This window comes from Leifsonia sp. KNZ13-11D (assembly GCF_056754895.1).
In genome coordinates this window covers 200,737-220,416 of record NZ_JBPGWU010000001.1, presented here as the reverse complement: position 1 = coordinate 220,416, position 19,680 = coordinate 200,737, and the positions used below count along the sequence as shown (strand labels likewise).

The 19,680-nt window shown below is 71.8% G+C and carries 27 protein-coding genes; 8 read left to right on the top strand and 19 right to left on the bottom strand.

The genetic code is table 11. From position 1 onward, the window contains the following. Positions 1-45 precede the first annotated feature (45 nt). The gene (locus ACR9Y5_RS01120; RefSeq protein ID WP_481296214.1) at positions 46-816 is read right to left on the bottom strand and encodes an MBL fold metallo-hydrolase; all 771 of its coding nucleotides are present in this window, start codon (positions 814-816) and stop codon (positions 46-48) included. A 4-nt stretch (positions 817-820) separates the two neighbouring features. Further along, on the bottom strand, positions 821-1,321 hold the full coding sequence (locus ACR9Y5_RS01115; RefSeq protein WP_481296213.1) for an RrF2 family transcriptional regulator: 501 nt from the start codon (positions 1,319-1,321) through the stop codon (positions 821-823). A gap of 66 nt (positions 1,322-1,387) precedes the next feature. On the opposite strand from ACR9Y5_RS01115, the gene ACR9Y5_RS01110 reads away from it, so the two are divergent. The 5 genes from ACR9Y5_RS01110 (at position 1,388) to ACR9Y5_RS01090 (ending at position 4,673) form a co-directional block, all read left to right on the top strand. Continuing rightward, positions 1,388-2,626 (top strand): YbfB/YjiJ family MFS transporter, encoded by a 1,239-nt coding sequence (locus ACR9Y5_RS01110; protein ID WP_481296212.1) that lies wholly within the window; start codon positions 1,388-1,390, stop codon positions 2,624-2,626. Between the two features lies 1 nt (position 2,627). Beyond that, positions 2,628-2,921, top strand: coding sequence for a muconolactone Delta-isomerase family protein (locus ACR9Y5_RS01105; RefSeq protein ID WP_481296211.1), 294 nt, complete (start codon positions 2,628-2,630; stop codon positions 2,919-2,921). A 170-nt stretch (positions 2,922-3,091) separates the two neighbouring features. After that, entirely contained in the window at positions 3,092-3,493 is a 402-nt protein-coding gene (locus tag ACR9Y5_RS01100) for a ChaB family protein (RefSeq protein WP_481296210.1), read from the top strand. Between the two features lies 1 nt (position 3,494). After that, positions 3,495-3,668 (top strand): hypothetical protein, encoded by a 174-nt coding sequence (locus ACR9Y5_RS01095; RefSeq protein WP_310132241.1) that lies wholly within the window; start codon positions 3,495-3,497, stop codon positions 3,666-3,668. A gap of 63 nt (positions 3,669-3,731) precedes the next feature. Beyond that, complete coding sequence (locus tag ACR9Y5_RS01090; protein ID WP_481296209.1) at positions 3,732-4,673, top strand: helix-turn-helix transcriptional regulator; 942 nt, start codon at positions 3,732-3,734, stop codon at positions 4,671-4,673. A 66-nt stretch (positions 4,674-4,739) separates the two neighbouring features. Here ACR9Y5_RS01090 and ACR9Y5_RS01085 read toward each other — a convergent pair whose 3' ends face one another. Both ACR9Y5_RS01085 and ACR9Y5_RS01080 read right to left on the bottom strand, forming a co-directional pair. Further along, positions 4,740-5,030, bottom strand: coding sequence for a hypothetical protein (locus ACR9Y5_RS01085; RefSeq protein ID WP_481296208.1), 291 nt, complete (start codon positions 5,028-5,030; stop codon positions 4,740-4,742). Between the two features lie 195 nt (positions 5,031-5,225). Then, the gene (locus ACR9Y5_RS01080; RefSeq protein ID WP_481296207.1) at positions 5,226-5,546 is read right to left on the bottom strand and encodes a substrate-binding domain-containing protein; all 321 of its coding nucleotides are present in this window, start codon (positions 5,544-5,546) and stop codon (positions 5,226-5,228) included. A 362-nt stretch (positions 5,547-5,908) separates the two neighbouring features. Here ACR9Y5_RS01080 and ACR9Y5_RS01075 point away from each other — a divergent pair, with 362 nt between their 5' ends. Further along, positions 5,909-6,805 carry a glucose 1-dehydrogenase gene (locus ACR9Y5_RS01075; protein WP_481296206.1) on the top strand — a complete coding sequence of 299 codons (897 nt, stop codon included), beginning with the start codon at positions 5,909-5,911 and terminating at the stop codon, positions 6,803-6,805. A 93-nt stretch (positions 6,806-6,898) separates the two neighbouring features. On the opposite strand, the gene ACR9Y5_RS01070 is transcribed toward ACR9Y5_RS01075, so the two are convergent. The 14 genes from ACR9Y5_RS01070 to ACR9Y5_RS01005 form a co-directional block, all read right to left on the bottom strand. Further along, positions 6,899-7,411 carry a DUF6328 family protein gene (locus ACR9Y5_RS01070; RefSeq protein ID WP_481296205.1) on the bottom strand — a complete coding sequence of 171 codons (513 nt, stop codon included), beginning with the start codon at positions 7,409-7,411 and terminating at the stop codon, positions 6,899-6,901. Continuing rightward, complete coding sequence (locus tag ACR9Y5_RS01065; RefSeq protein ID WP_481296204.1) at positions 7,408-7,884, bottom strand: CinA family protein; 477 nt, start codon at positions 7,882-7,884, stop codon at positions 7,408-7,410. The genes ACR9Y5_RS01070 and ACR9Y5_RS01065 overlap by 4 nt, the downstream gene beginning before the upstream one ends. A gap of 161 nt (positions 7,885-8,045) precedes the next feature. Next, entirely contained in the window at positions 8,046-8,252 is a 207-nt protein-coding gene (locus tag ACR9Y5_RS01060) for a CDGSH iron-sulfur domain-containing protein (protein ID WP_481296203.1), read from the bottom strand. Then, a complete protein-coding gene (locus ACR9Y5_RS01055) occupies positions 8,249-9,286 on the bottom strand; it encodes an iron-containing redox enzyme family protein (protein ID WP_481296202.1) in 1,038 nt (345 codons plus the stop codon). The genes ACR9Y5_RS01060 and ACR9Y5_RS01055 overlap by 4 nt, the downstream gene beginning before the upstream one ends. Beyond that, the gene (locus tag ACR9Y5_RS01050; RefSeq protein WP_481296201.1) at positions 9,283-10,299 is read right to left on the bottom strand and encodes a glycosyltransferase family 2 protein; all 1,017 of its coding nucleotides are present in this window, start codon (positions 10,297-10,299) and stop codon (positions 9,283-9,285) included. Before ACR9Y5_RS01050 ends, ACR9Y5_RS01055 begins: the two co-directional genes overlap by 4 nt. Next, positions 10,296-11,540, bottom strand: coding sequence for a cytochrome P450 (locus ACR9Y5_RS01045; protein ID WP_481296200.1), 1,245 nt, complete (start codon positions 11,538-11,540; stop codon positions 10,296-10,298). Before ACR9Y5_RS01045 ends, ACR9Y5_RS01050 begins: the two co-directional genes overlap by 4 nt. Before the next feature lie 10 nt (positions 11,541-11,550). Then, positions 11,551-12,045: a DUF4383 domain-containing protein gene (locus ACR9Y5_RS01040; protein WP_481296199.1), complete on the bottom strand. Its 495-nt coding sequence runs from the start codon at positions 12,043-12,045 to the stop codon at positions 11,551-11,553. An 87-nt stretch (positions 12,046-12,132) separates the two neighbouring features. Next, the gene (locus ACR9Y5_RS01035) at positions 12,133-12,477 is read right to left on the bottom strand and encodes a PRC-barrel domain-containing protein (RefSeq protein WP_481296198.1); all 345 of its coding nucleotides are present in this window, start codon (positions 12,475-12,477) and stop codon (positions 12,133-12,135) included. Next, complete coding sequence (locus ACR9Y5_RS01030; protein ID WP_481296197.1) at positions 12,464-12,904, bottom strand: hypothetical protein; 441 nt, start codon at positions 12,902-12,904, stop codon at positions 12,464-12,466. The genes ACR9Y5_RS01035 and ACR9Y5_RS01030 overlap by 14 nt, the downstream gene beginning before the upstream one ends. Then, the gene (locus ACR9Y5_RS01025) at positions 12,901-14,133 is read right to left on the bottom strand and encodes an NRAMP family divalent metal transporter (RefSeq protein WP_481296196.1); all 1,233 of its coding nucleotides are present in this window, start codon (positions 14,131-14,133) and stop codon (positions 12,901-12,903) included. Before ACR9Y5_RS01025 ends, ACR9Y5_RS01030 begins: the two co-directional genes overlap by 4 nt. Beyond that, positions 14,130-14,594: a hypothetical protein gene (locus ACR9Y5_RS01020; protein ID WP_481296195.1), complete on the bottom strand. Its 465-nt coding sequence runs from the start codon at positions 14,592-14,594 to the stop codon at positions 14,130-14,132. Before ACR9Y5_RS01020 ends, ACR9Y5_RS01025 begins: the two co-directional genes overlap by 4 nt. Before the next feature lie 106 nt (positions 14,595-14,700). Continuing rightward, positions 14,701-15,003 (bottom strand): hypothetical protein, encoded by a 303-nt coding sequence (locus ACR9Y5_RS01015; RefSeq protein ID WP_481296194.1) that lies wholly within the window; start codon positions 15,001-15,003, stop codon positions 14,701-14,703. A 170-nt stretch (positions 15,004-15,173) separates the two neighbouring features. Continuing rightward, positions 15,174-15,527, bottom strand: coding sequence for a hypothetical protein (locus ACR9Y5_RS01010; RefSeq protein WP_481296193.1), 354 nt, complete (start codon positions 15,525-15,527; stop codon positions 15,174-15,176). Between the two features lie 4 nt (positions 15,528-15,531). Next, positions 15,532-18,153, bottom strand: coding sequence for a PAS domain-containing hybrid sensor histidine kinase/response regulator (locus tag ACR9Y5_RS01005; RefSeq protein ID WP_481296192.1), 2,622 nt, complete (start codon positions 18,151-18,153; stop codon positions 15,532-15,534). A 70-nt stretch (positions 18,154-18,223) separates the two neighbouring features. Between ACR9Y5_RS01005 and ACR9Y5_RS01000 the strand changes: the two genes are divergently transcribed. After that, the gene (locus tag ACR9Y5_RS01000; protein ID WP_481296191.1) at positions 18,224-18,607 is read left to right on the top strand and encodes a response regulator; all 384 of its coding nucleotides are present in this window, start codon (positions 18,224-18,226) and stop codon (positions 18,605-18,607) included. Positions 18,608-18,626: 19 nt separating this feature from the next. After that, positions 18,627-19,274 carry a response regulator gene (locus ACR9Y5_RS00995; protein ID WP_481296190.1) on the top strand — a complete coding sequence of 216 codons (648 nt, stop codon included), beginning with the start codon at positions 18,627-18,629 and terminating at the stop codon, positions 19,272-19,274. Positions 19,275-19,301: 27 nt separating this feature from the next. Here ACR9Y5_RS00995 and ACR9Y5_RS00990 read toward each other — a convergent pair whose 3' ends face one another. Then, a complete protein-coding gene (locus ACR9Y5_RS00990; protein ID WP_481296189.1) occupies positions 19,302-19,520 on the bottom strand; it encodes a hypothetical protein in 219 nt (72 codons plus the stop codon). Positions 19,521-19,680 lie beyond the last annotated feature (160 nt).

The following is a 19,680-nucleotide window of genomic DNA, read 5'->3' as shown; positions in this document are numbered from 1 at the left end:
CTCGAGCCGGACAGGGCTCACGGTCGATGTCCTCTCGCAACGGTGTCAGAGCGTGACGCTCCCGCCCGGAGCCAGGAGGATCAGCGGTGTCGGCTCCAGGTCGGCGAAGGCAGCGCTGATCGCGTCCGGGCCTTCGGTGAAGTGCGCCCACCCTTCCATGTGAGCGGGGATGATGGCGCGCGCGTTCAAGATCCGGGCGGCGTCGCGAAGCTGCCGGCTGGTCAGCGACACGTACCCGTCGATCCGGGAGGCTTTCGCGGCACCGGCGTTGAGAATTGCGACTTCGACCGGCCCCAGATGGTGCGCGAGCTCCTCGATCACGCGGAGGGAGGCGTTGTCGCCGCTGACGTAGGTGGTCGGGATGTCCGGGCCGGTCAGGACGAACCCGATCACCTGCCCGGAAGAGTCCTCCGTGCCCTCAGGGCCGTGCGCCGCCGGAACCGGGATCACCGTGATCGGGCCGCGCTCGTCGCGATCCACCTCGGTGTGATGCCACGGCCTCAGACCGACCACGTTGCCTCCGAGCCGTTCCGCAGCATCCGGGGTGGAGAGTACGAGCCCGGCTTCGGGAAGGAAGGCACGACCGGCGGTGTCGAGGTTGTCCGGGTGCTGGTCGTGCGAGAGCAGCACCACATCGATCCGGCCCACCTGGCCCGCGGTCAGAGCCGGGCCGGTGAGTTTGGTCAGCCGGCCCTGCGGCCCGGGCCCGGAGAACGTGGGGTCGGTCAGGAAACGCAGCCCGCCCAGCTCGATCAAGACGGTCGGCCCACCGATCAGGGTCACCGTCACCGGCCGGACGTCAGCGGGTGCGTCCATGCGGTCATCCTTCCGAGGTCAGGAGTTCGGGCCGGGCCCGGTCGCCGAGCCATCTGCGTGCCCGGTCCTGTGAGGCGGGCGCGGCGGCGTCGATGAGGTCGGCGATGGTGGTGGCACCCAGCTCGGCTCGCCAGGCGAGTTCGGCCTGGTGCATGACCTTCGCGATCCCGCACGGTGTCGTGCACTGCTGCGGGGTGAGGCCGACAGGACCGTTCTGGCGGATTTCGGCGCAGTGGAACATGCTGCTCTCCCGGCGCAGGGCCCGCACGACGTCGAGCACGCTGATCTTCCCCGCTGGCCGGGCGAGCAGGTAGCCGCCGGTGATACCCGGCACGGAGCGGAGGATCTCAGCGGTCACGAGCTGCTTGAGCATCTTCGCCAGATACGGCTCGGGAAGGTCGAAGAACTCCGCCAGCAGACGCCGCGGGAGCGGGCGGGTGCCATCGCTCTGGGCCAGGAGCCAGCAGCAGTGCAGGCCCCACTCGATCGTCTGCGGCAACTCCATTCCCCAATCATAGACCCACGAGGTCCATGTTATTGTGGACCTCGTTCATCCAGGTTTGGAGGTGCGGTGTCAGTCACGATCGAACGGTCCCCGGTGCGCACGGGATGGTTGGTGGCGGCCCAGTCCGGTGCCGCGCTGGCGGCGGCGATGGGAGTCGGCCGGTTCGTGTTCACCCCGGTGCTGCCCCTGATGGAAGCGCAAGCGCATCTGCTGCCGGCACAGGCCAGCGTGATGGCGACCAGCAACTACCTCGGCTATCTGCTCGGCGCGATCCTCGGAATCGTGTTCCCTGTCATCAGCCGCAGTCGGGTCGCCGCCCGAGTCGGCGGGGTCGTGCTCGTGCTCACCCTGCTGCTGATGCCGCTCACGGACAACATGGTCGCGTGGACCGGCATCCGCGGGGTGGCCGGGGTGGCCAGTGCTGTGATCTTCATGGTCGCCGGCAACACGATCCTGGCCGAATTGGCCAGCAGCCGGCCCCACATGGTCGGCTGGGCCTACGGGGGTGTCGGCGCGGGGATCGCGGTCTCCGGGATCCTGATCGCCGTCGTCGGTGCGATCAGCGACTGGCAGGCCTCCTGGTATTCGGCTGCCGCTCTGACGGCGCTGCTGCTCGCGGCCGGCTGGTTCATCGGTGAACCCCGTGAGCAGCGGCAGAACTCCACACGAAACGCGGACGCCGCTCGCGCCGAGCGGACACCGCACGGGAGATGGTTCGCCGCCCTGGCGGTGTCGTACTTCCTCGAGGGCGCCGGCTACATCGTCGCGGGAACCTTCCTCGTCGCCGCCGTCACCGCGACAGGCCCCGTCTGGCTCTCCAGCAGCGTCTGGACGATCGTCGGGGCGGCCGCAGTCCCCTCCTGTGCTCTGTGGACCTGGTTGAGCACACGCATGTCGCGGCCGACCCTGGTCACCGCTGCGCTCATCCTCCAAGCCATCGGCATCGCCCTGCCCGCCCTCTCACCGTCGGCGTTCGCGGGCGTGATCTCCGCAATCCTGTTCGGGGCCACCTTCGTCGGCATCACCACCCTGTCGCTGGCGACCGGGCGGCACCTGAAAGTGCCCTCCGCCATCGCGATCCTCACCGCCGGATACGGGATCGGACAAGTCGCCGGACCGCTGATCGTCGCGCCGACCCTCGGCGGCGGCTACCGGATCGCCCTCCTCGTCGGAGCCGCACTCGTCCTCCTCGCCGCGGCCGGATCGGCGATCCTACGAATCCGGTTCCCGCACCACGACCAACCCCACCACGGCAGCCGTCGGCCGATGCACGAGGCCACGACGAACGTTGGAAGAGGAATCTGACGTGGAATTCCTCGTCGAGAAGCACACTCACCTGCCCGAGGAGATGCCCGATGAGCGGAAGTCGGAACTCACGGCCCGCGAAGGCGCCCGGATCCGCCGGCTCAGCGACGCCGGTCACGTGCACCGGTTGTGGCGCACCACCCGTGACCGGCGACCCGTCACGATAGGGCATTGGGAAGCCGACGACGAGAACGCCCTCTGGGCTCTGCTCGAGACCCTGCCGCTGAGAGAGTGGATGACAGTCACCGTTCTGCCGCTGACCGCTCACGCCTTCGATCCCCCCGCGACCCGCTGACGCGGTGGTGGTGCGGACGATCGCGTCCGTCGGATCCTGGATCGCGGGGACGGGTACGTCGTCGAGCCGGATCTCAGCGACTCCGTCCCCCGTTGAAAACACGCGCAAGAGGCGTAGCTGTGGAGGAGAAGTACTAGCCCCACTCGCAGCGGAAGGAGTACCACAGGATCATGCCCGCTTCACAGGAGCTCCCCTCGACGCTCGAACGGTCGGAGAAGCACGCGCAGGCGCTCTGGTCGAAGGCGCACGACTCGGCCGTGCAGGAGTACGGCGAGGGCGAGCGCGCCCACCGCACCGCGTTCTCCGCGCTCAAGCACGAGTACGAGAAGGTCGGCGACCACTGGGAGCGCAAGTCGAAGAACGGACCGTCCGACCGCAAGGCGGCGGGCGGACGCGGCACGCGTGCGAAGACGCAGGAGGGCGTCGACGCCAACGCGTCGAAGTCGCACCTGCTCGACGTGGCCAAGCGTCTGGACATCTCGGGCCGCACCCGCATGACCAAGGACGAACTGGTCGACGAGATCAAGAAGGCGAACCGTCGCGAGACGGCGGCGAAACGGAAGAAGAGCTGACATGGGCGATGTGATCGCGTTCATCCTGTGCTTCCTGCTGTTCCTCGTAGGGATCTTCCTGCTGGGGCTGGCGGACACCCTCCCTGCGTTCCAGGGGCTCGTGTTCTTCGCGGGCATCCTGTGCATCGCACTGTCGTTCGGCATCCCGGTGCACGTACTGGGCCACGCCGACTGAGGGTTGCCCGGCAGGGGCTGCGGGACGCTCGCGATCACACGACGCCCGGGGTAGCGTGGAACGATGGCTGACTTCACCCGGCTGCACAGCCGGACGTCGGAGCCGGCGGAGGCCGATGCACTGCTCGCCGCCGCGGGCGGCCGGTTCGCGTTCGCCTCGGAGCCCGACGGGGGCTTCTCGTTCTCGGTGGATCAGGCCGTCGACCCGTCGTTCTCGATCGGCCAGTTCAGCATCGGCGGCGAGTGGGAGGCATCCGGCGACTTCGACGACATCGTCATCGTCAACGTGACGCGCGGCAGCTACCTCTGGGACATCGACGGCAAGCGGGGCGTCGCGCCGGGCTCGCCGTTCCTCATCCGGCCCGGGCACGACTTCACGTGCTTCGCCGAGGATGCGGACATCGTCGACATCTTCCTGCCGCCTGCGCTGCTGCAGGATGTGGCACGCACCACGTACGGCGACGAGGACCTGACCGTGGTGTTCGACGGCCCGGAGACGAACAGCCCTCGCCAGGCGGCCTACATGATGACAGCCGCGACGGTGGCTGCGGAGTACGTGCAGTCCGGCACGTTCCGTCACCCGCTGGTCCGGGCCAGCCTGTTCCACACCCTCTCGATGGCGGCTCTGCAATGCTTCCCACTGAACGGCGACCCGCGCGAGCGGCCGTTGAGCCCCGCCGGCCAGCGCGAGACGTATCGCGCGGCGGTCCGCTTCATCGAGGACCACGCCTCCCTCCCGATCACGGTCACCGACATCGCCGGGGCGGTGGGCGCGACGATCGCCCAGCTGAACTCGTCGTTCCGGTCGCACGGCGGCACCAGCGCACGCGCCCACCTGCAGACGGTCCGGCTCTCGGCGGCGCGCACCGACCTCCTCGTCTCCGACCCCGTCACGACGGACCTGACGGACCTGGCCGCTCGGTGGGGGTTCCCGGACGCCGACCGCTTCGCGCGCCGCTACCGCGAGCAGTACGGAGAGGCGCCCGCCGCGACGCTCGCGCACTGACCTGCGCGCGCCGGGCGTGAGTGCGGCATCCCGTCACGTCTGCGGCTGCGCGAGCGGGCGCAGACGTTACCGGGCGCAGCAGTCGCGTCCGCGCACCCGGCGCGGGCGCAGGCCCGGCGCGAGCGGCAGCAGCGCCGCGACGACGGAGGCGGCGGTCGCCGCGACGAACGGTCCCGGCGCGCCCAGCGCATCCCCCAGCACACCGGGCACGGCCATCCCGGTCGCGCCGCGCACCAGCCCCGCGGTGTTCAGCCAGCCGAACGCCTCCGGGGTGGATGCCTCGGGCAGCGCCGCGGACACCATCGCGTACAGCGCGGCGAGGGACGGGGCGAAACCCGGTCCCGCCAGGAACAGCACGGCGTAGAGCAGCGGATGCCCGGCTGGTCCGCCGGGAGCGACGATTCGTGACGAATCGCGCGCCCGCGCTGGGGGCGTGGCGGGGGGTGGCCACGATTTGTGCCAGATCGTCGTTATGGGGCGGCGATAACCGCGATTTGGCACAAATCGTGCGAAGGGACGGAGGGTGGAGGGGGGGGCGGAGGCGGGTGCGGGCTACGGACGCTGGCGCGGCCCGGCGACGGAGTCGCGCTCGATGAAGTCCGCCTCCAGGACGTGGGTGGCGGCGGGCGCGTCGCTGCCCGCGACGCGGGCGAGCAGGCACTCGGCGGTCAGCTCGCCGAGCTGGTGCATGGGCTGCGCGACGACCGACATCGGCGGTGTCATGACGCTCGCCCACGAACTGTCGTCGAAGCCGATCAGCGAGACGTCCTCCGGGCAGCGGAGGCCTCGCTGGCGCAGCGCGCGCAGGGAGCCGGTGAGCGCATCCGTCTCGGTGGCGAAGATCGCGGTCGGCGGGTCGGCGAGCGACAGCATCCCGGTTGTTGATGACGACGGCGTCGGCCTCCACCGTGTCCACGAGGCGGTTGAGCAGCACCAGCGGGATCTCACGCTTGGCGACGATGTCGAGGTGCGGGAGGTCGGCGCGCTGCGGCGGGCCGCGGGCGCGAGGGCGATGCCGTCCGGGGCGCCCCCTCCCCCCTCCCCCTCCCCCCTGGCCTTCTCGCCGAGGTGCACGTTGTTGTGGCCGACACGCCGTGGAGGTGCGCAACAACGTGCACTTCGACGAGAAGGGGCGTCGGCCGGGGAGGGAGGGGGGAGGGGCGGGAGGCGTACTCCGGGATGCGGGCGCGCGCATCCCCCTGAACGAGCGCGCGTGCGCGTGGTTGCGTGGCGGCATGCCTGAGAACCAGTTCACCTTCGACAACCCCGTCGACCGCTACCCCGCCATCCAGCCGGACGAGAAGCAGGTGCCCGAGCCGGGCCTCGAGAGCGACCTCCAGCCGTCCGCGGACCTGGGCGAGGACAGCTACGTCGGCAACGGACGCCTCACCGGGCGCAAGGCCGTCGTCACCGGCGGAGACTCCGGGATCGGCGCGGCCACGGCCATCGCGTTCGCGCGCGAAGGCGCCGACGTCGCGATCGTCCACCTTCCCGAGGAGGAGGAGGACGCGCAGCGCATCGCGGGCCTCGTCCGCGACGCCGGACGCACAGCCGTCACCATCCCCGGCGACCTGAAAGAGCGGGCGTTCAGCGACGAGGTCGTGAAGCGCGCCCTCGACGAGCTCGGCGGGATCGACATCCTGGTCAACAACGCCGGCAAGCAGATCTCCATGGAGAGCCTCACCGATATCCCCGACGACCAGTTCGACCACACCATGAAGACGAACGTCTACGCGATGTTCTGGCTGACGCGTGCGGCGCTGCCGCACCTGCCGGCGGGGGCGACGATCATCAACACCACGTCCATCCAGGCGTACCAGCCGAGCGAGCAGCTCGTGGACTACGCGACGACCAAGGCGGCGATCAACGCCTTCACGAAGGCGCTGGCCCAGCAGCTGGCCCCGAAGGGGATCCGCGTGAACGCGGTCGCGCCGGGACCGATCTGGACCCCGCTGCAGGTGAGCAAGGGTCAGCCCGCCGAGGCGATCCCCGAGTTCGGGCAGCAGACCCCGCTCGGGCGCCCCGGCCAGCCCGCCGAGTTGGCGCCCGCGTACGTGTTCCTCGCGTCGCCCGAGTCGAGCTACGTCATCGGCGAGACCCTCGCCGTCACCGGCGGGATGCCGACGCCGTAGGGCGTTCCCCGAACCGCCGGCCCCGACCCGCCGTGGCGACCCGAACGCGCACGGAGGGGCGGGGCCGGTTTCGTCTGTGCGGTGTGCCGGTGCTCAGGAGGTACCGGCCTGCCGGCGCCCCTTCCGCTGCGCCCGGATCACCAGCGGCAGCACCACCCAGATGACGAGCACGACCACGAAGACGCAGCTGGCCGCGATGATGCCCGCCGGGGGCGCCAGCAGGAAGTCGACGATGAACAGCACGATGCCGGTGAACAGCAGGGAGGCGGCCGCAAGGCAGACGATGAGGATCTTGCTGCCGAAACCCACGAGTTCCGCCTTGGCGCGCTGGCGGAAGAGCAGCCGGTGCAGTGCGACCGGCGCGAGGGCGAACAGCGTGACGATGACCGCGAGGAAGACGAGGACCAGGTAGACCACCACATCCACCGGCGGCAGCTTCGTGAAGCGCTGCTGGAAGGGGAGAGTCAGCAGGAAGGCGGCGAGGATCTGCGTCCCGGTCTGGAAGACGCGGAACTCCTGCAGCAGCTCGTTCCAGTTGCGGTCCGCCCGCTGGGTCGGTGTCTCGTCGCGGCCGTCGGTCGGGTCGGCGTCCGTGCCCTCGCTCATCCGCGCAGCTCCTCCAGGTCGCGCCGCACCGCATCGAGCGCGGCCCCCACGGTCGCCGTCACGACCTCCTCCGGCCGGCCGTCGAAGTGCAGCTCCTCGACGCGGGGAGCGTCGGGGCGCCCGTGCGCGAGGAAGACCGTGCCCGGCTCGCGGCCCTCCTCGGGGCCCGGGCCGCCGGCGCCGGTGACCGCCGCCACCAGGTCGGCGCTGAGCAGCCGGCCGACGCCCGACGCCATCTGGTGGGCGCACTCCGCGGTGATCACCGGACCGGGCGTGACTCCGAGCACGTCGAATTTGACGTGCTCGGAGTAGGCGACCACCCCGCCGGCGAACCAGTCGCCGGCCTGCGGGGAGGCACCGAGCGCGGACGCGATCGCGCCGCTGGTGAGCGATTCGGCGACCGCGACGGTCACGCCGTCGGACGAGGCCAGGTCGGCGATGCGCTCGCCGAGCGTCGTATGCTCCGTCGTCATGCAGGAACCCTATCCGTTGTCGCTGTCGCCTTCGTCGCCTTCCGCCTGAGACGGCTTGTCGACGATCTGCTGCTCGGCCGCGGTGTTCTCGTCGTGGCGGTCGCCGTCGGTGTTCTGGGGGTCGGACATTGTTGCTCCTCTTCCTTGTGCGATGGTCGCGGTCAGGTGTCCGTGCGGAAGTGCACCGCTTTGTGGCTGCCGTCGCAGAACGGCTTGATCGTGGAGACCCCGCAGCGGCACAGCGCCACCGTACGGCGGTGCTGTTCGATCGGCGTGCCGTCGGGGGTCGTCAGGTCGATGTGCCCACGAACGAGCAGGGGACCGTCGGGGCAGGCGACGATCACCGGCTGGTCCTCGTGCGCGGTCATGCGGGCACCCCCACGGGCTCGCGCAGCGAGCTGCGGCCCGCCTCGAAGCACTCGAGCATGTGCCGGCCGGCGAGACCGTCGACGTAGAGGCAGGCCGCCGCACCGAAGACGATGTCCGGCAGCAGGTCGGGCTGCTGCTCCGCGAGACCGCCCGCGAGGTCGCGACCGGCGATCTGCTCGTGCACCGCATCCGCCTCGACGTGCTCGTCGTAGTACCAGGTGACGTCCTCGCCGTGGCCGAGGCGGCGGAACCCGTTGCCGTAGAAGCGGTTCGGGATGGACGACGTCATCTCGAACGCCGCCAGGTGCCCGGTGATCGCGCCGCGCAGGCTCCGGTTCAGGCCGAACATCGACATCATCGTGAACGAGGCCAGTGTGATCGCCGGGACGCGGTCGATATACGCGCCGTAGGAGTCGTCCAGCCCGAGACCGCGCATCGTCTGACCGAAGATCTCGGCGTGGATGCGCTCCGGCCGTCCGGCGCCGTACTCGTCGGCCTGCACCTCCACCAGGGCGGCCTTGGGCCGGCCGGACAGCCGCGGGATCGCCCACGAGTGCGGGTCCGCCTCCTTGCGGGTGTAGATGGAGCGGTGGATGACGAACTCCACGGCCTGCTCCTCGGTCGCCTTCTTGGCGAGGAACCGGGACAGGCTCGGACCGCCGTCCTCCGAGGTCAGCTCGAACAGGTACGCCGCGACGGCGTCGGCGGTCGGCTCGGGCGGTTCGCCGACGGGGACGCGCTCGCGCAGCTGCCGCTCGAAGACCCGCTCGATGCTGCGACGGGTGCGCAGGAGCTCGGGGTTCCACTCCCACTCGTCGTCGGCGTCGACCGTGTCGCCGTAGTGGAGTCCGTACAGCACGAACAGGGTCATCTGGAGGTCCTCGTCGGTGAGGAGGTCGGGGCCGGCGTCGAGCGCCTCGGCGGTGAGGGCGGCGAATCGGCCGAGATGGTCGGATGGTGCGGACGGGTCGGACTGCAGCGCCTCCAGCAGCGCCTCGCTCACCGGCCCCCGCGGGGTGATGCGTGGTGTCATGCTTCGACCGAACCGGCGGAGCGGCGGTCGGTCAAGTGGTTGCCAGGGCGCCGCTTCGGTGCGTCCGCGAGCCTGCGATGCAGTTCGCGCGGCGGTGTGGCGGCGCGGAGGAGGCGGCCGTCCGAGTAGCGGACACCGCCGCGCACGCGTGCGCCGACCGCCAGCCACACGCACACGGCGCGCTCGGCGAGCCAGAGCGGAGCCCACAGGGCGGCGGTCGGCGGGAACAGGGTCCGGCCCCCGGCTCGCCGACGCCCCGCCTCGGCGAGCGCCACGACCGCGGCCGCCCCCATCAGCAGGCGACGCGGACGGCGGAGGGCGAGCAGGGCGAGCGGCAGCACGGCGAGTTCTGCCGCGAGCCGCGCGGGCTGCGCGAAGTCGTCGTAGGCCTGGCGCACGCGCTGGCCGACGAAGTGGCGGACACTGGGAGGCCGACGCGCGACGCCGATCCCGTCGGCGGCCAGCACGCGGCCGCCCATCGCCTCGACCGTGCGGATCAGCTCCAGGTTCTCGAACAGCACGTCGCCGTCGTACCCGCCCGCCGCGATGACGAGGCGCCGCCGCACAGCGAGGGTGCCGGGGTAGTCGTGCCCGAGCGCCCGGTTGAGGAGGCTGCGCCCCGTGTCCCAGCGGGCGTGCCACGGCGCCGGGACGAACACGTTCTGCGGCCGGACGAGGTCGGCCGCATCCAGCATCCCCACCACCGCTCGCAGCGCGCCCGCGTCGTAGCGCACATCGTCGTCGGCCAGCACGACGCGGTCGTGCCGTGCCGTGCGGAGGCCGGTCATCACCCCGGCGACCTTTCCGTTCCGGCCGGGGCGCGGCTCGGCCGGGAGGTGCCGCACGCCCGCCGGCAGAGCCCGCGCGTGCGCGGCGAAGCGGTCGGGGGCCGAACCGTCCACGACCGTCACGTCGATCAGATCGCGGAGGCTCTCCAGGTAGGCGACGAGTTCGCCGAGACCGCCATCGTGCTCCCAGCGCAAGGGGAGGACGTACTCCGCGTCCAGCGTCATGCGGCCGCCCGCTCGGCCGCACGCAGGCCGCGCACGACGAAGCCGCTCCGGGGCCGCGCCGGGAAGGTACGCAGGCTGATCCGCAGATCCTGGTCGGGGACGTCGTACGTCAGTTCGCGGGCGAGCAGGCGGAGCCCGAGCTCGATCAGGTCCACCGTGACCGGCTCGCCCGGGCAGCGGTGGTCCTCGGCGTAGCTTCCACCGCCCTGCGGGATGAGCGTGTTCGGCTCGACCACCATCCCGTCGAACCGCTGGGGCAGGAACCGCTCCGGCTGGTCCCAGATCGCGGGGTCGTGCGTCGTCGCGTAGAGGTCGAGCAGCACCCAGTCGTCACGGCGCACCTGCTCGCCCTCCCAGGTGAGGTCGCGTGTCGCGCGGCCGCCGATCGCCGGGAAGAACGGGTAGAACCGGCGCACCTCCTGCGCGAACCAGCGCACCGCGGCGTCGTCACCGGCGGCGAGGTCGTCACGCCAGCCGGGGTGGCGATGCAGCGCGAGCGCGGCGAAGGTGAGATACCTCCCGACGGCGACGGTGGGGCGCAGCAGGTTGAGAAGCTCGACCGCCGCGACCCGGGGAGGGAGCGGCGCCGAAGCCCCGAGGCCATCGGGTTCGGTGTACGCGGACACCACGGCGAGCGCCGACCCCGCCGGCGCCGCCGCTTCCGTCCGCTCCCGCACGACGGCGCCGGCCAGCAGCCGCTCGGCCCGGGAGCGCTGCGTGCGGACCATCCAGTTCTCCGGCCCGACCGTGCCCGCGGCGTCCACCATCCTGGCGAGCACCCCCGTCCTCCGCAGGTCCCCGGCGACGTCGGCCGGAAGTCCGGCCCACGCCGTCACCGCTCGGGTGAGCACGTCGTGGAAGAGGTCGAGGAGCACGACATCGTCGCCACCGGATGCGTCCGCCGCACGTCGCAGCTCCACTCCGCAACGCTGAGCCAGCGCTTCGCCCGACTCGCCGCGCAGCAGTCCGAGGAAGAGCTCTTTGCGCCGCCGATGCGCGTCGCCCTCGAGCGACTGGACGCTGCCCACATCCTGCAGCAGCGTCAGCACGGACCGCGGCATCGCGCCTGCGCGGCGGAAGCGGCCTCCCTCGTAGAAGAAACGGGCGGCCTCCGCACCGCGCATGACGAGGACGGGCCGGCCGAGCAGCCGGGTGCGGAAACGGTCGCTCCCGGCCGCGCGGAAGCCACGCGTCCCGAACAGGTACCCGTCGCGGATGAAGCGGAGCGTGCTGTCCCCCATCGGCCCGGCCTCAGACCCGCGTGGCGGGCCGGTCGGCACCGGCGCCGCGCGGGCTCAGGAAGACGCCCAGGGCGATCATCCCGACGGCCAGGATGAGATGCAGCCAGTTGTCCGCCGAGTTCAGCGGCACGAAGTTGGCCGGATGGTCCCCGCTGAAGAACAGCCCGTACACCCAGATCACGGCGTAGACGATCCCGCCGACGACCAGGTAGTTCCTGGAGCCGAACCGAGAGGTCGCGAAGGCGAGACCGGCGACCCCGTAGAGCAGGTGGACGATGTTGTGGAGCACGGACACCTGGAAGATGCCGAGCAGCATCGCCATCGAGTCATGGCCGGCGAACGACATGTCGCCGTAGTTCGTGGTCAGGCCCGGGATGAACCCGGCGAGGCCGACGACGAGGAAGACGATGCCGGAGATGAGCGCGGCCTTCTGGACCGCGGTGCCCGCGTAGCGACGGTCGTCGCGGTCGGCGAAGCTCCGGTCGGAGGGGTGGGCGGTTGTCATGGTGGACTCCTTTCCACAACGCACGCAACCCTCGACGGCGCGGGAGGGCGAGCCCTTGACAAGCGGACCTCACGGCCACGCCGCCCCTCACACCTCCGAGTCCTCCAGGCGGGGCGAGTAGAGCGTCGCTCCGGCACGCAACCGGATGACATCGTCGGTGAACGAGGTCAGGTCGTCCCAGAGCACGAGGAACGAGCCGCGGGCGCGCCAGCGCAGGTAGCGCGCGATGAGCGCGGGCGCATCCACCCCGGTCCGCTCGTAGCCGGCGAACGAGCTGTGGGCGTGCGGGCTCACGATCAGGCCGTGCAGGCGCGCGGCGGCGAGCAGGCCGTCCGGGGGTCCGTCGAGCACCAGGCGCGCATCCACCACCTCGCCGAGCCAGTCGCCCTCGGCGGACAGCACCGGGCTGCCGAGCAGGTCACTCAGGATCATGGCGGCCTCCCGGGATGCGGGCGATCACGTGGTCGCGCATCCACCGCTCGGTCCAGCTCGCGTCGAGCGTGTCCGCGGCGACACCGAGGCTCACGACGATCCCCGGATCGGCGACCACCCTCCAGGGGATGCGGATGAAGCGGGAGTCCGGCAGGCGCCCGCCGAAGACCCGGGTCATCAGGATCGGACCGGTCAGCAGCGCCTCCACGACCGGGGGCGCGGCGGACTGGAGGTGGGCGAGGTCGTCGGGCGTCGTCAGCTCCAGGTCGTCGACCGTGCTGACCGGCACCGCGCGCGGGTCGAGGATCTGCCGGTCGAGCAGGTCGAGATCGGCGTCCAGGATGCGGCCGGCGACCTTCGGAGGCGTTGCCAGCCGGCGCTCCCTCGCCGCGCGCCGCCCCGCGCGCTTCTGCTTCCGCGTGGTCATGCGCCCGCTCCTGTCACGATCATCAACGGGATGGCGGCGATCGACGCCACCAGGATGATCCCGAGATACACCAGGCCGAAGAAGTTGGTCACCCGGCCGTTGACCCGCTTCCCCATGTACTTGGGGTCGTTCGCCACGATCAGGATCGGCAGGTAGGTCAGCGGCAGGGCGATCGCCGAGAAGACCACCGAGAACTCGGTGACCTGCACCGGGTCCACTCCGGTGAAGAGGATGGCGAGCGCCACCACCAGCGACAGGATCATCACGACGTGGAACCGGGACGCCGACGCCGGGCGCCGGAACTTGCCCCACGGCCAGCCGAAGAACTGCGCCAGCGTGTACCCGCTCGACAGCGTCACCTCGAGCGCCGCCCCGAACGTCGCGGCGACGAAGCCGAGGATGGCGACGATGAGCCCGATCTTCCCCAGCGCCTGCGCGACGGGGAGTGCGGTCTCGAACAGCGACTGCACCGCGATCCCCTTCGGCAGCAGCACCACCGCGGCGCAGGCAGCGATCGACAGCGACAGCAGCGCACCGAGCGGGAAGCCCACCAGGACGTTCACCCGCGACTGCGCGAGGTCTTTCGGCTTCCACTTCTCCTCGATGGCGCCGGAGGAGAAGAAGAACACCTCGTACGGCGTCATCGCGGCGCCGAACAGCGCGATCGCGTAGTACCAATAGGTGGCGGGCGACTCGTCGGTATGCGGCGACGGCTGCAGCAGGATCTGGGACCCGAGCGACGACCAGTCCGGATGCAGGGCGAACAGCGCCACCGCGAACACGACGAGCGCCAGCCCCAGGAGCCCCGTCACGTTCTCCAGGACCGAGAACTTCACCCGCCAGACCACCAGCCACACCGCGAACGCCGCCACCGCGAACCACAGCACCGGCGAGATGCTGGAGGCGAGCTGCAGCGACAGGGCGATGCCGCCGACCTCAGCGGCGAGCGTGAGCAGGTTGATCAGGAACGACGCCGAGAGGTTGGCCATCGCCATGCGTGCGCCGAGCCGCTCCCGGATGATCTCGAAGGTGGCACGACCGCTGACCGCGGCCACGCGGCCCGACATCTGGGCGAACAGGCAGATGCCGATCGTGCCGACGACGAGCACCCAGACCAGCGTGAGGCCGAACCGTGACCCCACCACGCTGCTGGTCACCAGGTCTCCGATGTCGACGAAGCCGCCGATGGCGGTCAGGACGCCGAGGGCGACGGCGAAGAGCGCCTTCATCCGCGCTCCAGTCGCTTGGAGGCGGCGTCCAGCTGCTCCGCTGCGCGGTCGAGCTGCCGACGGGGACGGTCGAGGGCGGCACCGCTGTCGCGGCCGGCGGCGACCGCGCGCTGGGCGGCGGCCACCGCATCCTGAGCGGCTCGGATGTCGGACAGGACCTCGTCGCGGCTGCGGCCGATCCCGCCGAGCGCGGTCAGGGTGCTGACCGTCTGCGCCTCCTGGGCGAGCGTTTCCGCCGAGGCGGTGAGGCCGGTGTCGAGCACCGTCGCGAGCATGCGGTCGTTCTGCTCCAGACCGAGCACGAGACCGGCGGAGCGGGCGCTCGCGGCGGCGGTGCCGGCGGACTGGGACAGGCTTCCGCGTGCCGCGTCGTCCGCGGAGCACCCGGTCAGGGTCGCTCCGGCGACGACGCCGGCGAGCAGGATGACGGCGCCGCGGGCCGTCGGGAGTCCATGGGTCACGCCCGGGACTGTACGCGCGCTGGGAGCGAGGTGACAGTGGCGGTGGTGCAACCGTCAGGGCAGGCGGCGGCCGCGCGCTGCGGTGCGCTCCCGCGGCGGCCCCGGGTCAGGCGTGAGGAGTCGGGGTGGGCTCGTCGTCGCGGCGGAACCCCGCCGTGGCCTCTTCGTAGGTGGTGTGGCGGCGCGCCGGGTGCGACTCGGCGGGCGGCGGGACCTCCGCCTTGCCGAGGGCGTGCTGCACGAGCAGCTCGACCAGGGACGCCGCGGTGGTGTCACGCGCGCGCGCGATCCGGACCAGGGCGGCATACTCCCGCTCGCCCAGGCGGATCGTGAGGGGCATCCCAGCCGGAGCCCGGCCGGGCCCGTGGACGGACGCCGGCTCGGCTTCAGTCTCATGAGAGTCCTTCATGTCTGAAGCCTCTCACAGGAGAGTGCTCCCGTCAGCAACTTTCTCTGTTCGCCAAACGCACACGGCCGTCCGGCGGCTCTTGCCGCGCGACGAGGAGGCCGGGAAGATCGAGTCGCCGCGTGCCTGGCGCCACCCCGTTCCCCCCGGTCCACGGTGGCGCCGGCGCGGCACTAATCGGCGGGATCCTGGTCTTCGGGTGGCCAGGATCCCGCCGCCAGTTCGCGCAACCCCTCCTGCAGCCGGGCCACCACGTCGCCCGTCCGGACCGCGGCGCCGCCGAGTGTCAGGGCCATCGCCGACGAGGCCGCCGCTCCCACGATCCGGTGGATGCGCGGGTCGCGCGCCCGCATGCCGAGCGCGAGCTGCGCGTCCTCGGCCGCCTCCGCGAGCCGCGAGGCGACACCCTCCCGCGCGCCCGCATCCTCCGCCGCGTCCGCGCCCAGCGCACCCACCGCCTGCGCCATCACACGCCCCAGGCGATCGAGCGGCGAGTCGGTGCGGGAATCCGGGTCGGTCGGCGCCATGAGCTCACCACTCGCCGGCGGTCGCCGCCGCGGAGGCTCGTCCCGCGAGAGCGGCGTCCAGCGTCGCGAGCAGGGCGGCCGGCGTGAACGGCTTGGGCAGGAAGTGCGCTCCGTCGCGCTCCACCGCGGCCCGCGCGCCGGGCCCCGGCAGCATCCCGCTCATCAGGACGACGGCCGTGTGCGGGTGGTCGGCCGCGAGGCGCCGGGCGATCGCGTCGCCCTGCACCCCGGGCATCATGACGTCGGTGAGCACCGCGTCGAAGCGACGTCCCCCCGCGAGCAGTTCCAGCGCCTCCGTGCCCTGCGCCACCTCGGTGACGAAACCCCTCTGGTCGAGTGTCTGCCGCACCAGCTCGCCGATCGCGGCCTCGTCGTCGACGACGAGCACGCGTCGCCCGCGGCCGGCCGCCGGGTCCGGTGCGGGCTCGCGGCGCGGCCAGGCCCCGGCGGTCCCGACGGCCGGCCCGTCGGCCGGGAGGGTGAAGCCGATCGTCGTGCCCCGGCCCGTCGCCGTGCGCACCTCCAGCTCGCCGCCGTGCGCCTTCACGATCGCCGCCGACGTGGGCAGGCCGAGACCCGTTCCGGTCTCCTTGGTGGTGAAGAACGGCTCCAGGATGCGCGCGGCGGTCGCGTCGTCCATCCCGTGCCCGGAGTCGCTCACCTCGATCCGCACCCCACGGTCGCACTCGGTCGCCCGCACGACGAGCGTCCCGCCGTCGGGCATCGCATCGCGCGCGTTGGTCACCAGGTTGACGAGCACCTGGAACAGCTCGGTGTCGTCGCCCGAGACGCTCGGGAGCCGGTCCGGCGACTCGACCCGCAGCTCGAGCGACGCGGGCAGCGTCTCGCGGCAGAAGCGGGCGAGTTCCCGGAGCAGCGCCACCACATCCACCGGCGCCCGCCTGCCCTGCGAGCCGCGGGCGAACGACAGCACCTGCCGGATCATGGCGGCGCCGCGCTGGGCGGCTGCGTCCAGCGCGTCGAGCATGTCGCGCCGGCGCGGATCCTCCTCGTCCTGACGCAGCAGCTGCACCGACATCAGGATGGGCGTCAGCACGTTGTTGAGGTCGTGCGCGATGCCGCCCGCCAGCGTCCCCAGGCTCTCCAGCCGCTGGGTGCGGATGCGCTGCTCCTGCTCGCGCCGGTGCTGCGTGATGTCGGAGTTGACCGCGAACACCGTCACCTGCCCGTCGGCGCCGCGTGACAGCTGCCAGCGGCAGTCCGCGACGAGGACCGAGCCGTCGGCGCGGTTCTGCCGCAGCTCGCCCACCCAGTAGCCGTCGCGCAGAAGGGCGGCGTCCGCCGCGTCGAACTCGGCCGGGTCGTCGTAGAGCAGGTCGCGGATCGACCTCCCCACCGCCTGCGCCGCGGGGATGCCGTAGATCGTCTCCGCGCCGCCGTTCCAGTAGCGGACCACGCCTTCGAGGTCGCGCACGATGATCGCGTCCCGCGCCGCATCCAGAAGAGCCGCCTGCGCCTCCACCTGCCGGGTGTACTCGTCCAGCTTCTCGCGCGCCCTCTGATCCTCGGTCACGTCGCGGACGATGATCGCGATCCCCTCCTCGGTGGGATGCGCGTCCACCTCGAACCAGCAGCCCCAGTCCGGAGCGAACGCACGGGCGCTGCCCGCGACGCCGCGATCCATCGCGTCCCGGTAGATGGACTCGAACGGACTCCCCTGTGTCGTCGGGAGCATCTCCCACAGCGTGCCGTCGCGGAGGTGCGCCTCGTCGATCCCGGCGAGCTGGAGCGCCCACGAGTTGGCGAAGGTGAACCGCCACCCCCGGTCGACGAACACGATGGCGTCGTGCACCTGGTCGAGCGAGTCCCGCAGCAGCCGGGCCATCGCACGCTGCTCCTCGCGGTGGCGGACGAAGGTCGTCACATCGTGGAAGGCTCCGTGCACCCGGACGATGCGGCCGGCCTCGTCCCGTTCGGCCTCCCCGACCAGGTGGACGTGCATCCGACGTCCCGACGCGTGCCGGACGGTGGCGTGGAGGTCGAGGGGATCGCCGTGGATGATCGTGCGCTCGAACGCGGTCCGCACCGCGCGGTGGTCCCCCGGCTCGAACAGCTCCAGCGCCTCCGCGTCGACCGGGACGCGGCCCTGCTGCATCCCGAGCAGCCGGAACAGCTCGTCGCTCCACTCGATGCGCCCGGACTCGACGTCGATGAACCAGCCGGCGAACCCGGCGATGCGCGCCGCCATCCGCACCAGCGTCTCGTTGCCCGCCGCCGCAGCAGCGGCCCTCTCCACATCGCCGATGTCGCGGGCGATCGCCAGCACGGCCGCGACCTCGCCGTCGTCGCCGCGCAGCGGGATGAGCGTGACATCGAGGAGACGCACGGTCCGGTCGGGGGTGACGATGCGGGTGACGTAGCGGCGGTTCTCGCCGGCGACCGCGTGGCGGAAGTGAGTCAGCGCCGGCTCGACGGAGTCGGGATGCAGGAGGCGCGAGAACGGCATCCCGGCCAGCTCGGCCGCCGGGTACCCGGTCAGCTCGGCCAGCGCGCCGTTGCAGTCGACGAACGTCCCCGCCGTGTCGACGACGCAGACGCCGTCGGGGTGACCGTGGAAGAGCGCGTCGAGGCCGTGGAGGCGCAGCGCTTCGGAGGGGGTGGTCATCGCGCGGGCGGCCGCCGTGTCGGGTGCATGGAGGGGATTGTAGGCCGGGCGGGCGGCCTACACTGACCGCATGGACACCGGCCGGGCCGAGCGGAGCATCCTCGTCGTCGACGACGACCCCCTGATCCGCCTCACGGTCGAGGCTGCGCTCGGCGCGCACGGGTACGGCGTGACGAGCTCGGCCGACCCGCGGACCGCCCTCGGCGGCACGGATCCGGACGCCGTGCTGCTCGATGCCATCATCCCCGGATGTTCGCTCAGCGAATGCCTCGACCTTCTCGGTCGCCGGGCGGACGGCAGCGCCCGCCCGATACTGGTGATGAGCGGCTCCCTCGCCCGGCCCGCCGAGCTGGCCGCGAGCGGGATCGGCTACCTGACCAAGCCGTTCACCCTCGCCGCGCTCCTGGAGGCGGTCGAGGGGCTCGTGGCGTCCACCTCTGGGACGGTGACGTGAAGAGGCAGGAGCCAGAACGATGACCGACACCTCCGCACGCACACGGACCCTGCGCGCCGTGGTGGCCGACGACGATGTCTTCACCGCGTCGATGGTGGCGTCCGCCCTCCGCTCGACCGGCATCGAGGCCGCTCAGGCGACCACCGCCGAGCAGGCGTGGGAGACCATCGTTGCGGTCGAGCCGAACGCCATCGTCAGCGACCTCGACTTCGGGGGCGGCGACACCGGCGCCGAGCTGCTGTGGCGCGTCCACCGCGAACTGCCCTGGGTGGGGCTGGTCGTGCTCACCAGCCACCTGTCGCCCGAGCTCGCCGTGGGCGACGACGCCCTCCCGCCGTCGGTCGTGTACCTGGTGAAGTCGCAGGTCAAGGATGTGGATGTGCTCGTCGCGGCCGTGGACGCGGCCATCGTCGGCGGCGAGCACCGCACCGCCGAGCCGGCCGGCGACGTCCGCACCGTCACGCGCGCGCAGGCGGAGGTGTTGCGGCTGGTCGCCTCCGGCGCCTCCACGCGGCGGATCGCCGCCGAGCGCGGAACGAGCGTGCGCGCGGTCGAGACCATGCTGGCGCGCCTGTACGCAGCACTCGGCGTGGATGCGGACGAGCAGGCGAACCCGCGTGTGACGGCCGCGCGGATGTGGCAGCAGGGGCGGGTGCGCATCCGCTGAACCCGGACCGCGGTCCGGCAGGCGCGGTCAGCCGCCGGACAGGAACCGGAGGATCCGCTGCCACGCCCCGTCGCGTGCGACGGTACCTGCCGACGCCTCCGTGTCGTCGGCGTTGTCCGCGAACCCGGAGAACCCGCACGCCTGGCAGACCAGCAGGTCGCTGTGCACGGCAAGGCCGGCGCCGTAGTACGGGTTGCGAACCAGTCGCGCCACGCCCCGGCACTGCGGGCAGCGCGTTTCGCGCATCCGCGGTCCCCCTTCCGTTCAGACCATCATGCGCCCGATGACCCCGTTTCCCCGTGCCCCCTGTTCGCGGCGCGAATGAGGCCGGGGCGACCGCATCCACCCCGCGCGAGCGACGCTGTCCCCCGTCCGAGGGCGAACCGGTGACGGTCGCATGAACACC